The organism is Halomonas sp. YLB-10, assembly GCF_003856855.1.
In the GTDB taxonomy this organism is placed as follows: domain Bacteria; phylum Pseudomonadota; class Gammaproteobacteria; order Pseudomonadales; family Halomonadaceae; genus Halomonas; species Halomonas litopenaei.
On sequence record NZ_RRCU01000001.1, the window covers coordinates 264206 to 276883 of the forward strand.

The following is a 12678-nucleotide window of genomic DNA, read 5'->3' on the forward strand; positions in this document are numbered from 1 at the left end:
TGTTTGTGTGGGCTTTGCGTTGCTTTCTAACTCGCCCGGGACCGCTCGCTACCACTCGGCGATGCCGGTATACAGGCACACCAGCACCAGCCCAAGCAGGAAGACGGTCTCGGCGACCATCAGGATGACGGGCTTCCAGCCGACCACGGCGAGCTTCTGGAAGGAGGTCTTGATACCGAGTGCGGCGATGGCGGTGACCAGGCACCAGCGCGACAGGTCGGTCATGCCCTCGACCATCACCTGGGGGATCACGCCAAGACTGTTGATCAGCACCAGCGCCACGAAGGCCACCAGGAAGCTCGGGAACATCGGCACCTTGCCGCCTTCACCGCCACGGGCGCGGCGAAACAGCAGCATGAACACCATCACCGCCGGCACCAGCATGGCGACCCGCAACAGCTTGACGAAGGTAGAGATGTCGCCGGTCTCGTCGGAAATCATGTAGCCGGCACCGACCACCTGGGCAACGTCATGGATGGTGCCACCAAGAAAGATGCCGGCCTGGGTGTCGGTCAGTTCCAGCGCGCCGACCAGCAGCGGGTAGAGCACCATGGCGGCGGTGGACAGCGTCGTCACCCCGACCACGGTCAGGATGGTATTGCGCTCGGCGATCTCGTTGCGCGGCATCGCCGCAGACAGTGCCAGCGCCGCCGAGGCGCCGCAGATCGCCACCGACCCGCCGGTCAGCAGCCCCAGGTCATTTTTCAGCCCCAGCAGTCGCGCCAGCACGCTTCCCGCCAGAATGGTCAGCACCACCCCGGCGACCACCGTCACCACCGGGCCGATCCCGAGTTCCGCCACCTGCTCCAGGGTGATGCGTACACCCAGCAGGGCAACACCCAGCCTGAGGATGGTGCGGGCGGCAAACTCCACCCCCACCAGGCAAGGGCCCTGCTCGCTGAGAAAGTGCAGGGTCATGCCGAACAGCAGTGCGTAGAGCAGGGTCGGGCCACCGTAGTGATCGGCGATAAAGGTGGTGGCCAGGGCAATGGTGATGCAGATCAGCACCCCCGGCATGCGCTCCCGGGCGGGCTCCAGATGGCGACGCCACCCGGTCACGGGCGTCTCGGGCTTGGCGTGTGTCGTTGGCTGGGACATGGGCGTCCTCTCGTTTATTCGTTGTTCGCGTATCAGGGGTCGCGCTCAGCGGGTCAGCCGATGACGCGCTATTGATTTGATCCTGGCCCAGCCCGCTACCGCGACGTTAGGGCCAGAGCGCGGCCTCGAGTAAGGCCAGGCCCCGATGGCATCGATCCGCTGTCGAGGTTCCAGCGCTGCACGTCAGGCGACGCGCGCCTGGGCACGGCGATCGGCCTTGATCATGTCCGCCGCGCGTTCGGCGATCATGATGGTCGGGGCGTTGGTGTTGCCCGAGACGATGATCGGCATGATCGAGGCGTCCACCACCCTCAGTCCTTCGAGGCCGTGCACCCGCAGTCGGTCATCGACCACCGCCAGGTCGTCGTGGCCCATCTTGCAGGTGCCCGCCGGGTGGTAGATGGTCTGACTGTAGCGCCGGGCGGCCTCGAGCAATTGCTCGTCGCTCTGATACTCCCGCCCCGGCACGTATTCATCGGTGATCACCTCGGCAAGCGGTGCCTGCTCGGCGATGCGTCGCGCCACCTTGATGGCGTCCACCGCCACGCGACAGTCTTCTTCGGTGCTCAGGTAGTTGGGCTGGATCGAGGGATAGACGGCGGGGTCGGCGCTGGTGATGCGAATACGCCCCCGGCTGGTCGGACGCAACTGGCACACCGAGGAGGTGAAGGCCGAGAACGGATGCACCCCTTCGGCCGGCTTGTCCGCCGACAGCGGCTGCATATGGAACTGGATATCCGGGCGATCCAGGCCCTCCCGCGACTGGGTGAAGATGCACACCTGACTGGCCGCCAGGGTCAGCGGTCCGGTGCGGGTCAGGGCGTACTGGGTGCCTACCGCCAGCTTTCTCAGCGGATGACGCACCTCGTCGTTGAGGGTGCGACAGGAGGTCTTGAACACCAGCCGGATCTGCAGATGGTCCTGCAGGTTCTCGCCGACGCCTGGTAGTGCATGACGGCAGTCGACGCCGACCTCGGCCAGGTGGTCGGGGTCCCCGATGCCGGAGCACTGCAGGATCTGCGGCGAGCCGATGGCGCCGCTGGACAGCAGCACCTCGAGCCTGGCGCTTGCCCGATGGGTGCTCTGCCCCTGGCGGTACTCGACCCCGACCACGCGCTTGCCCTCCAGCAGCAGCCGCTGACAGTGGGCTCGCTTGACCAGGGTGAGATTGGGGCGCTTGAGCGCCGGACGCAGAAACGCCTTGGCGGTCGAGCAGCGAAAGCCCTTGTAGGAGGTCTGCTGGAAGTAGCCCACGCCTTCTTGCCTGGCCCCGTTGACGTCGCGGTTCTCGGGAATCCCCGAGGCCTTGGCCGCCTCGATGAAGCGTTCGGCGATCTCGCGGCGCAGGCGCAGATCCGAGACCTTCAAGGGCCCGTCGGCGCCGTGGTAGTCATCGGCGCCCCGCTCCTGGCACTCCGACTTCTTGAAGTAGGGCAGCACCGAGTCGTAGTCCCAGCCGTCGTTGCCCAGCTGCGCCCAATCGTCGTAGTCCTCGCGCTGACCGCGAATGTACAGAAGCCCATTGAGCGAGCTTGACCCTCCCAGCACCTTGCCTCTGGGCCACTGCAGCCGGCGACCGTCGATGCCCTCGTCGGGATCGGTGAGGTAGCACCAGTCGGTGGCCGGATTGTGCATGGTCTTGAAGTAGCCCACGGGCACGTGGATCCACGGATTCCAGTCGGACCCGCCGGCCTCGAGCAGCAGTACCGACACCTCGGGGTCCTCGCTCAGGCGGTTGGCCAGCACGCAGCCGGCGGAGCCCGCCCCCACGATGATGTAGTCGAAAGCCTCTGGCGGTGGTGTTGTGGTTGTCATGTCGCTCACTCAATCGAGACGTTTTATCTCAATTTATGCTAGACAGTTTTCTCAAAAGATCAATATCGAGACAAAATAACTCATTTTTATTGATCTATTCCCGAGAGACTTCTAAGGTGTGGTCAAGGCCCTTTATCGGGCCCGGTGCCAGGCGACGATCGCCAAGCGCGAACGACCCGGCACTCCCCTGCATCCCTACACCAAACACAAGACTGGGAGCCTTCCATGAGTTCACGCCTCTTCTCATCAGACGTGTCGCGCCGCGACTTCCTGAATATCTCGGGTCGCTTCGGCATGACCTCCACGCTGCTGGCCGCCAGTGGCCTCGGCGCTGGCCTCACCGCCTCGAGCCTGGCCCGGGCCGCCGACACCGAACAACAACGCCGCTATCAGACCGAGCCCAAGTTCCAGCTGCGCTTCGGCGCCTCCGGGTTCAACGAGCGCAATCTCGATATCCAGAAGTCCGGGCAGCTGTTCTTCGCCCGTGACGTCGAGGAGCGCACCAACGGCGCCATCCGCGTCGAGTTCATGGGCTCCAACGAGGTCTGCAACCAGCTCGACTGTGTCAGCAAGGCCCAGCAGGGCATCGTCGACATCTTCTCGGCCTCGACCCAGAACTCCGCCGGCGGCGCGCCCTACCTGAACGTGCTGGACTTTGCCTACATGTTCCCGAGCGTCGCCTCGATGTTTCACTTCTTCTACGACCATCGCAGCGAGGCCCTTTTGCGCGAGCCGATGCGCCAGCGCCACAACCTGCAGTTCCTGTTCACCCACTGCGATCTGCGCGGGCTGATGATGGGTCAGAGCTGGGCCGACAAGCCGCTGGTGGACAGCCTCGAGGTGCTTCAGGGCACCAAGAACCGGGTCACCGGCACCCAGCTTGGCCGCATCGCCATGGAGCAGCTTGGCCTCAACCCGGTACCGGTGGCCTGGGAGGAGACCCTGGACGGCCTACGCCAGGGCTTGCTGGACGGCGCCGAGACCTGGATGAGCGCGGTGGCCTACGCCGGCATGGCACCGGTGGTGTCCCAGGCGGTCGACCTGCGCTTCTTCGCCGGTACCGAGCACACCGCCATGAACCTGTCGAAGTTCGAGGCGCTGGACGCCGAGCTGCAGGATCAAGTGATGGAGTCGGCCTACGCCGCCCAGATCTTTACCCAGGGCATGAACGAGGCCGGCCGCTACCAGATCGTCGGCGCCACCGAACACCCCGCCGCCGGCACCGTGTTCGCCGAGAACAACGTGCGGGTGGCCCCGCTGTCCGACGAGATCCGCGCCCAGGCCGAGCAGCTATGCGCCCCGGAGTTCAATCCAGAGCCCTGGGAGCAGTGGCGCGAGCGGCTCAATGCCTGGGCCGGCGACGTCGACATCTACAAGGAAATCCACACCATCGCCCGGGAGATCCCGCGTGAGATGGCGGCGGTCAACGTGGCGCCGAAGCGCTGGTGGAGGGCGTAATGACCGATCACAAGGCCACCGCGGCCCAGGCGACGTCGAACGACGTCGCCGATCGGCCGACCCCCGCCTGGCTGGCGCCACTCAAGTGGCTCGACGCCAATCTGGAAAAGGTGATCATCCTGATCTCCTACAGCGGCATGGCGGGCATCATCTTCGTCGAGGTCATCCGCCGCTTCTTCTTCAGCCTGCAGGCGCCCTGGAGCACCAGCATTCCGGTGCTGCTGTTTCTGTGGCTGACCTGGTTCGGCGCCTCGCTCAACGTCAAGCAGCGTACCCACCTGTCGCTCAACGAGATTCGCATGCGTCTGCCCTACACCGGTCAGTTCGCCTGCCAGGTGCTCGACGCCGTGCTGTGGATCGGCTTCGGCGCCCTGGTCATCCACTTCACCATCGCCCAGGTGGAACTGGCGCACATGAACTTCGCCATCGTGCCGGGCACCGACAACGTGATGCAGTGGTGGTTCTACCTGGCCACGCCGCTGGCCTGGGCGCTGATCATCTTCCGGGTACTGCAGAACCTGGCCAGCGACATCGCGCGCTTCCGGCGCCGCGAGCCGTTCAACCTGCAACCGTCCATCATGGACTAGGAGAGACGTCATGACCGACGGCATGCTTATCGGCCTGGTCACCGCGGGCTGCACCACCATTTTTCTGCTGGGGGTACCGATCTTCCTGGTGATCGGCCTGTGGGTGGTCGGCACCAGCCTGATCATCGACTTCACCCTGGCCAATATCGGGGTCACCCTGTTCCAGGGCCTGAGCTTCTTCGGCCTGCTGGCACTGCCCCTGTTCATCCTGACCGGCGACTTGATCAACGCCGCCGGCATCGCCAAGCGACTGTCCGACTTCGCCTATTCGGTACTGGGCTGGCTGCGTGGCGGCATGGGCATGGCCACCCTCGGCGCCTGCGGCCTGTTCGCGGCGATCTCCGGGTCCAACGCCGGCACCACCGCCACCATCGGCTCGATCATGCAGCCGGAGATGGTCAAGAACGGCTACGACGAGCGCTTTTCCGCCGCCACCGCCGCCTCCGGCGGAACGGTCGGCATCATCATCCCGCCGTCGATCATCTTTATCGTCTACGGCTTCATGATGAACCTGTCGATCAGCGACCTGTTCATCGCCGGCATGATCCCCGGGGCGATGATGGTGTTCGGCATGATGGCGGCCTGTCACCTGGTGGCGCGACGTCACGGCTGGGGCACCCTGATTCCGTTCAAGGCGGGTGAAAGCGCGCGCTTCGCCAGGCGCGCCTATCTCGGCTTCGCTACCATCGGGGTGGTGATCTACGGCATCTATTCGGGCAAGTTCTCGCCCACCGAGGCCGCCGCCATCACCGTGGGCTTCACCCTGATCGCGGGGCTACTGATCACCCGCGAGATTCGCTTCACCGCGCTGCCCTCGATCATGCTGCGCTCGGGCCAGATCGCCGGCATGCTGGCGCCGTTGATCGCGATCTCGGTGGTGATGCAGCAACTGCTGTCGGTGCTGGGCGCGGGCCAGGCGCTGCAGGACCTGCTCAGTGGTCTGGGCAACTACTACGTGATCCTGGGGGCCTGCATGCTGATGATCCTGCTGGCCGGGATGATCCTCGAGAGCCTGCCGGTGACCATCATCCTGGCACCGATCCTGGCGCCCATCGCCCAGAACGCCGGGGTCGACCCGATCCACTTCGCGGTGATCTTCCTGGTCGGCGCCGCCATCGGCTTCGTCACCCCGCCCTTCGGCCTCAACCTCTACGTGGCCTCGAGCATCACCGGGATCCCCTACCTGCGCCTGGTGAAGTTCGTCATCCCCTACTTCATTGCGCTGATCAGTTGCTGGATCGCCATCTCGATGTGGCCGGCGCTGTCACTGATGCTGGTGAACCTGTAACACCGACAGGCAAGCAGGAGCACGCGGCAAGCCTCACCGGGCTTGCCGCGTTATCATGAGTGCCTGCCACCATTTTCCGTCGTCAAGGATCGCGTATGTCTACAGCAAGCACTCGGACCACGACCAATTCGACGCTGCAACGAGGCCTGGTACTGCTGGAAACCATCGCCACCTCGATCCACGGCGTCAGCGCCTCGGACCTGGAGCGTCAGCTCGACATTCCCAAGCCCACCCTGCATCGCCTGCTCAAGCAGCTCGAAGAGCAGGATCTGATCGTGCGCGACGTGGAAGGACGGCATCTGCTTCCCGGCGAACGACTGCACCGCATGGCCATGGGCGTGCTCGCCAACGAGAGCCTCAAGGCGCCGCGCCGTATGCTGCTCAAGCGCCTGGCCGAAGAGGTCAACGAAACCTGCAACCTGACCCTGCTCGAAGGTCACGAGGTGCTCTACTACGAACGGGTGGAGACCAACTGGCCGGTACGCATACAGCTGCCGCCGGGCTCACGTCTTCCGCTGCACTGCACCGCCAGCGGCAAGATGTTTCTGGCGCTGATGGGGCCGGCCCAGCGCCGCCAGCTGCTCAAGCACCTGCCGCTGGAGGCCTATACCCCCTACACCGCCACCGAAGCAGACGAGCTGGAGCGACGCCTGGCGGACATCGCCGAAAAGGAGCTGAGCACCGACAACGAGGAGTTCATCCAGGGCATGGTGGCCATCGCCGTGCCGGTGTACGACCAGACCGGGCGCATCCAGGCGACGCTGGCGATCCACGCGCCCCGGCTGCGCCACAGCATCGACTCGCTGATGGAGTGGGCGCCCTTGATGCGGCGTATCGCCGGGCAGCTGCAGGATACCTTCGACCACTGAGCATACGAACGCATGAACGCATGAACGCATTGCCAAGGTACGCTGACTGACCGATCGGGTCAGGACACGCTCGGCCAGCCAGACTGACGTTCTTCGTGGCTACATCGGTGGCACCACCACCACCGGCACACTGGCACGCTTGATCACGCCCTTGGTCACCCGGCCTGCATAGGACGAGGCGAAGCCGCGCTTGTTGGTGGCCATGATGATCATGTCGCAGTCATGGCGCACGGCGTAGCGGGTAATCTCCGATGCCGGGTAACCCTCCAGCACCGACTTGGCGGCCACCACCTCGCGCCCAGGCAGGTTCGCTTCGTGCTCTTGCCAGAAGGCCTCGACAAATTCGTCCAGACGCTCTCGCGCCAGACGCAGGCGCTGCTCCATCAAGCCATCCAGGGTGGCGCGTTCACCGATGTTGGCCTTGAGGGTATGCATGACGTCATCGGACAACGACTTGACCGCATGCAGCACGTGAACCTCGGCCCCGGTGGCCTTGGCCAGCGTCAGGGTGTGGGCAAGCACCTGGCGGCAATCGTCCTTCAGCCCCAGGCAACAGAGAAGACGCGAGATCGAAACAGGCATGGCGTGACTCCTTGGCGAGAGGCCGGGTCGCCGCGACATGCGAAGACACCCGGCCTTTTTTGCGGTGCGCTGACGGTGCGCAATCAATACCCCAGCATACGGGGTAGCCACAGCGATATTTCCGGGAAGTAGGCGATCACGAACAGCGCGAACACCGAGCTTGCGGCAAACGGCAGCGCCTTGATCGATATCTCCTCGATGGAGGCGCCGCCAATGCCCGAGGCCACGAACAGGTTCTCCCCCAGGGGCGGCGTCTGGAAGCCGATGGCCAGGGCACAGACGACGACGATACCGACGTGCACCGGGTCCATGCCCAGCATGTACATGATCGGCAGCAATACCGGCGTCAGGATCATGATAGCCGCCAGGGTTTCCATGAACATGCCGACAAAAAGCAGAAATGCGATAACCATGGCCCAGATCAAGTACAGGTTATCGGTCAGTCCCAGCATGCCCTCGGCGATCACCGCCGGCACCCGCTGTTCGACCAGCAAGCGGCCGAATACCGTGGCGGTGAACAGGATCAACAGCACCCGTCCGGTGATCCAGGTGGTGGTCTCCAGAGTCTTGAGCGTAGGCTTCCACTTGAGCTCGCGGTGCAGGAAGATGCCGACGATCAGGGTGTAGGCGATGGCCACGATGGCCGACTCGGTGGGCGTGAACAGACCGCTGTAGATACCGCCGAGGATGATCAGCGGCGCCAGGATCGACCACACGCCACGCTTCAGGCTCCTGGCGATGGTGTCCCAGGACCAGCTGTCGCTCAGCCCGCTGTAGCCGCGCCGGCGCGAGATGATGTAGTTGACGGTCAACAGGCAGCCAGCGATCACCATGCCGGGCAGAATGCCGGCGATGAACAGCTTCGGAATCGACAGCGTCTGGAAGGCGCCGTGAGCGGCCACGGCCTCCGCCGGTGGCTGCAGCCCCATCCCCGAGATACCAAAGATGACCATGGGAATGGACGGCGGTATCACCACGCCGAGGCCACCGGAGGACGCCGTGATGGCAGAGCCATAGCCGCGATCATAGCCGCGGTTGGCCATGGCCGGGATCATCAGCATGCCCACCGCCGCGGTGGTGGCGGGCCCTGAGCCTGAAATCGCGCCGAAGAACATGCAGGCGAACACCGTGGCGGCGGCGAGACCGCCGGTCACCGGCCCGGCGAAGGCCTCGGCGATATCCACCAGGCGTCGCGAAATGCCGGCGGCTTCCATCAAGGCCCCGGCGAGGATAAAGGCCGGCAGCGCCATCAGCGGAAAGGACCCCACCGAGGTGAAGGCGATCTGCACGAAGGCCATGGGGTTCTCCCCCAGCGACAGATAGGTGGCAAGCGCGGCCACCCCCAGCGACACCGTGATCGGCGCGCCCAGCACCAGCAGCAGAAAGAACACCCCGAACAGCACGTAGATGATGGTCGTCTCCATGGATCAGTCTCCCTTCTCGTTGGATGACGACAGCGTCGAGGACTTGGCCTCGGCGATGGCCTCGGCCTCGGGATCGACGGGCTCGCGATGCTTGACGAAGCGCAGGTAGTTGTTCTGCAGGATGCGCAGGGTCATCAGCACAAAGGCCAGCGGCAGGATCAGGTAGAACACCTTCATCGGGATGCCCAGGGTCTGGGACTTCCAGAAGGTATTCATCTTGTTGAACACGAAGTCGTAACTGAGCCAGATGAAGACCAGGTTGAAGGCGATCCAGATCAGGTCGGTCAGCGCACCGCAGGCCAGCTCCACCCAGCGCGGGAAGAAACGGAACTGGAAGGTGACGCGGTTATGGGCCGACTTCTTGGCGGCGTAGACCGCCCCCAGGTAGGCGAACCAGACGAAGGCGTAGGTAGCCAGCTCATCGGCCCAGGGCAGCGAATAGCTGAACAGGTTGCGCAGCATGATCTGGGCAAACAGCAGCGCCACAAAGGTCACCAGCAATAGCTGGCACAGCCAGTTCTCGAGGTTGTCCACGAGCTTCCATAGACGATTCATCACGACGACCTCTGAGCAGGCACCACCTGGCGTCCAATGGCAGACTTCCGGCGGTGCCATGATTCATGGCGCCTGGAGTCAGGCGCCGGGAGGATTCAAGACGATAGCGACGTCGTGACAGATCAGGGGGCTGGCTCACGTCCCAGCGCGGCGAGCGCCTCGTCGAGCTTGGCCTTGCCGCCGATGCTGTCGTAGAAGTCGGGCCAGATGGCGGTGGCCTGTTCGATCCACGCCTGCTCGCCGTCGGCGGGCTCGGTGATCTCCATGCCGTGCTCTTCCACCAGCCGGGTCTTGATCGCGTCTTCCTGGGCCAGCAGATACTCGTAGCTGTGATCGGTGGCCTCCTGAGCAGCCTCCAGCACCCACTGCTGCTCCTCCTCGGACAGGCTCTGGAACATGCCTTCACCCATGATCAACGGCTCCATGGAGAACACATAACAGCTGTCGGTGACGTGATCCTGGACCTCGTAGAACTTCATCGCGTCGATGGTGATGTAGGGGTTGTCCTGGCCGTCGACGACGCCCTGCTGCAGGGCGGTAAAGGTTTCCGACCAGGCCAGCGGGTTGGGATTGACGCCCCAGGACTGGTAGGCGGAGATCATGATCTCGTTCTTGGGCACCCGGATGACCAGGCCATCCAGATCCTCGGGGCTCGCCACTGGCCTCGCCGAGTTGGTCAGACGGCGACAGCCGGAGTAGGCCCAGCCCAGTATCCGCACGCCGGCGTCACGGATGGTGTTGTCGACCATCTCCTGGCCGATCTCGCCCTGGGTCAGGGTGCGGGCATCCTCGGGACTCTGGATCACGTAGGGCAGCGTCATCACCCCGACCGTCGGCGAGAACGGCGTGATGTTGTTGATCGCCAGTACCGACAGGTCGAGCAGGCCCATGCTGGCGTTGTTGACGGTGTCCTGCTCACTGCCCAGCTGGCCGTTGGGAAACAGGTCCACGCTGACGTCGCCGCCGGACTTTTCCTCGATCAGCTTGGCGAAGGTCTGTCCCATCTCATGCTGGGTGCCACCGGCGGCGTCGCCCAGCGCCATCTTCCAGGTCGCCGCCTGGGCCGAGCCAGCGGCGCCCAGCAGCGCCAGGGCGACCGCCGCCACCAGCGGGCGTGGGCCCAGGCGCCGGGTCGAGGCGGCAGCGCCGATGGCCGCAGGAGTCATGTTGCGCGGGGGCGTGGTGCGGAGGAAAGGGGACTTGGTGTGCATGCGGAACTCCCATCATTGTTGTGCCGCTTAAAGCGGAATCTTGTTGCGGGTGTCACATCTTGATCGTCATTGGCTGGCGAGCGCCGTCAGGTCCGACCCGCCATGTGACTCACTCTCCCCCGTCGAGCATCGACGCCATAGGACCAGTGGCCCCACATCGATTGGGCCAGGCACCCGCGAGCCCTCGACAAGACGTCGACGCTGTAAGATCGTAGGCAAGCGTGGCCGCCAGGCCTGGGCCACGCCGGAACTCGTCCAACAACCACCATCCGGGAACCCGTCGTCGGTATGAGCGCCCCCCTGTTTCGACTCGACGCAAAGCGTCAGGAAAGCCTTCAGTGCCAGCTTCGCGAGCAGATCGCCCACGCCATCCTCGAGGGGCATCTGCCCACCGGTGAGGCCCTGCCTTCGAGCCGCAAGCTCGCCAAGGAGCTGGGCGTGGCCCGCAACACGGTGATGATCGCCTACGAGCAACTGCTGGACGACGGCTACCTGGTCGCCCGGGAGCGCAGCGGCTACTTCGTCAATCCGGATATCCTCGCCGGACGCGTCACGCCCCCAGCCGACATCGCCCCCCCAGCCGCCAGCGCCACCTCCCACTCCGGCACAGCGACGCCCTGGGACGAGCTGTTGACGATGCGACCCTCGCGCCAGCCGACCATCGTCAAGCCGGCCAACTGGCTCGACTATGACTACCCCTTCCTCTACGGCCAGATCGATCCCAACCTGTTTCCCACCCAGCACTGGCGGGAGTGCAGCCGCGACTCGGTCAGCGTACCCGCCATCCGCCGCTGGTCGGCAGACCACCTGAGCGAAGACGACCCGCTGCTGATCGAACAGATCCACCAGCGACTGCTGCCCCGCCGTGGCGTCTGGGCCCGACCGGAGGAGATCCTGATCACCGTGGGCGCCCAGCAGGCGCTATGGATCACCGCCATGCTGATCCTGGGGGCGGGTCGACGCTTCGCCATGGAGAACCCTGGCTACGTCGACATGGTCAATATCGCCCGCACCTTCACCGACGAAATCGTCGCGGTGGACGTGGACGACCAGGGCCTGGTGATCGACCAGCGCCTGGCCGATTGCCACCTGGCCTACGTCACCCCGAGCCACCAGTCGCCCACCGGCGTGACCCTGCCGATGCAGCGCCGCCGCGACTTGCTCGACAGCGCCAGCGCCAACAACTATCTGGTCATCGAGGACGACTACGAGAGCGAGACCAACTTCGTCGACAACCCGACGCCGGCACTCAAGAGCCTCGATAGCGATGGCCGGGTGATCTACGTGGGCAGCCTGTCCAAGACCCTGGCGCCGGGCCTTCGGCTCGGCTACATGGTGGCGCCCCCCGCCTTTATCGCCGAGGCGCGCGCCCTGCGCCGGCTGATGCTGCGCCACCCCGCCACCAACAACCAGCGCAGCGTGGCGCTGTTTCTCGACCGCGGCTACCACGACGCGCTGCTGCGCCAGATTCGCCAGACCTACCAGCGCCGCTGGCTGTTGATGCGTGACGCCCTCGCATCCCACCTGCCCGAGCTGCGTATCCGCTCCACCTTCGGCGGCTCCTGCTTCTGGCTGGAGGCCCCCGCCGACACTGACGTGGCACTGCTGAAGCGGCTGGCCGAGGAGCACAGCATCCTGATCGAGAACGGCGAGGTGCACTTCCTGACCCCGGCGCCTCGCCCCACCCTGAGGCTCGGCTTCTCGGCCATCGACGAGACCCGCATCGAGCGCGGCATCGAACGCCTGGCGGCCTTGCTGCCCCAGGCACGTCGCACCGGCTGAATCCGGGAG

General features: G+C 64.9%; 11 protein-coding genes. 5 read left to right on the forward strand and 6 right to left on the reverse strand.

Annotated features, from left to right (window positions below; all coding sequences use genetic code 11):
* Positions 1 to 48: 48 nt before the first annotated feature.
* A complete protein-coding gene (locus EBB56_RS00985; protein ID WP_083970279.1) occupies positions 49 to 1098 on the reverse strand; it encodes a YeiH family protein in 1050 nt (349 codons plus the stop codon).
* 183 nt (positions 1099 to 1281) lie between these two features.
* A complete protein-coding gene (locus EBB56_RS00990) occupies positions 1282 to 2913 on the reverse strand; it encodes a GMC family oxidoreductase (protein ID WP_045991951.1) in 1632 nt (543 codons plus the stop codon).
* 225 nt (positions 2914 to 3138) lie between these two features.
* Here EBB56_RS00990 and EBB56_RS00995 point away from each other — a divergent pair, with 225 nt between their 5' ends.
* The 4 genes from EBB56_RS00995 (at position 3139) to EBB56_RS01010 (ending at position 7115) form a co-directional block, all read left to right on the forward strand.
* A complete protein-coding gene (locus tag EBB56_RS00995; protein ID WP_204248927.1) occupies positions 3139 to 4371 on the forward strand; it encodes a TRAP transporter substrate-binding protein in 1233 nt (410 codons plus the stop codon).
* On the forward strand, positions 4371 to 4958 hold the full coding sequence (locus EBB56_RS01000) for a TRAP transporter small permease (RefSeq protein WP_124802458.1): 588 nt from the start codon (positions 4371 to 4373) through the stop codon (positions 4956 to 4958). Before EBB56_RS00995 ends, EBB56_RS01000 begins: the two co-directional genes overlap by 1 nt.
* Positions 4959 to 4968: 10 nt before the next feature.
* Complete coding sequence (locus tag EBB56_RS01005; RefSeq protein ID WP_045991950.1) at positions 4969 to 6246, forward strand: TRAP transporter large permease; 1278 nt, start codon at positions 4969 to 4971, stop codon at positions 6244 to 6246.
* Positions 6247 to 6341: 95 nt separating this feature from the next.
* Positions 6342 to 7115 carry an IclR family transcriptional regulator gene (locus tag EBB56_RS01010; protein WP_045991949.1) on the forward strand — a complete coding sequence of 258 codons (774 nt, stop codon included), beginning with the start codon at positions 6342 to 6344 and terminating at the stop codon, positions 7113 to 7115.
* Positions 7116 to 7214: 99 nt separating this feature from the next.
* Here EBB56_RS01010 and EBB56_RS01015 read toward each other — a convergent pair whose 3' ends face one another.
* The 4 genes from EBB56_RS01015 to EBB56_RS01030 all read right to left on the reverse strand — a co-directional run bounded on the left by EBB56_RS01015 (position 7215) and on the right by EBB56_RS01030 (position 10887).
* Positions 7215 to 7697, reverse strand: coding sequence for a universal stress protein (locus EBB56_RS01015; protein WP_045991948.1), 483 nt, complete (start codon positions 7695 to 7697; stop codon positions 7215 to 7217).
* Positions 7698 to 7780: 83 nt separating this feature from the next.
* Entirely contained in the window at positions 7781 to 9121 is a 1341-nt protein-coding gene (locus EBB56_RS01020) for a TRAP transporter large permease (RefSeq protein ID WP_108131566.1), read from the reverse strand.
* 3 nt (positions 9122 to 9124) lie between these two features.
* Positions 9125 to 9676 carry a TRAP transporter small permease gene (locus tag EBB56_RS01025; RefSeq protein ID WP_108131565.1) on the reverse strand — a complete coding sequence of 184 codons (552 nt, stop codon included), beginning with the start codon at positions 9674 to 9676 and terminating at the stop codon, positions 9125 to 9127.
* 122 nt (positions 9677 to 9798) lie between these two features.
* Entirely contained in the window at positions 9799 to 10887 is a 1089-nt protein-coding gene (locus EBB56_RS01030; RefSeq protein WP_260425260.1) for a TRAP transporter substrate-binding protein, read from the reverse strand.
* 288 nt (positions 10888 to 11175) lie between these two features.
* On the opposite strand from EBB56_RS01030, the gene EBB56_RS01035 reads away from it, so the two are divergent.
* A complete protein-coding gene (locus EBB56_RS01035; protein ID WP_124802460.1) occupies positions 11176 to 12669 on the forward strand; it encodes a PLP-dependent aminotransferase family protein in 1494 nt (497 codons plus the stop codon).
* Positions 12670 to 12678 lie beyond the last annotated feature (9 nt).

What these genes read in the sequence shown, in the direction of transcription:
- EBB56_RS01030 (WP_260425260.1), bottom strand. Translation starts at nt 10,887, where the DNA reads ATGCACACCAAGTCCCCTTTCCTCCGCACCACGCCCCCGCGCAACATG.
- EBB56_RS01020 (WP_108131566.1), bottom strand. Translation starts at nt 9,121, where the DNA reads ATGGAGACGACCATCATCTACGTGCTGTTCGGGGTGTTCTTTCTGCTG.
- EBB56_RS01025 (WP_108131565.1), bottom strand. Translation starts at nt 9,676, where the DNA reads ATGAATCGTCTATGGAAGCTCGTGGACAACCTCGAGAACTGGCTGTGC.
- EBB56_RS01005 (WP_045991950.1), top strand. Translation starts at nt 4,969, where the DNA reads ATGACCGACGGCATGCTTATCGGCCTGGTCACCGCGGGCTGCACCACC.
- EBB56_RS00990 (WP_045991951.1), bottom strand. Translation starts at nt 2,913, where the DNA reads ATGACAACCACAACACCACCGCCAGAGGCTTTCGACTACATCATCGTG.
- EBB56_RS01000 (WP_124802458.1), top strand. Translation starts at nt 4,371, where the DNA reads ATGACCGATCACAAGGCCACCGCGGCCCAGGCGACGTCGAACGACGTC.
- EBB56_RS01010 (WP_045991949.1), top strand. Translation starts at nt 6,342, where the DNA reads ATGTCTACAGCAAGCACTCGGACCACGACCAATTCGACGCTGCAACGA.
- EBB56_RS01035 (WP_124802460.1), top strand. Translation starts at nt 11,176, where the DNA reads ATGAGCGCCCCCCTGTTTCGACTCGACGCAAAGCGTCAGGAAAGCCTT.
- EBB56_RS01015 (WP_045991948.1), bottom strand. Translation starts at nt 7,697, where the DNA reads ATGCCTGTTTCGATCTCGCGTCTTCTCTGTTGCCTGGGGCTGAAGGAC.
- EBB56_RS00995 (WP_204248927.1), top strand. Translation starts at nt 3,139, where the DNA reads ATGAGTTCACGCCTCTTCTCATCAGACGTGTCGCGCCGCGACTTCCTG.
- EBB56_RS00985 (WP_083970279.1), bottom strand. Translation starts at nt 1,098, where the DNA reads ATGTCCCAGCCAACGACACACGCCAAGCCCGAGACGCCCGTGACCGGG.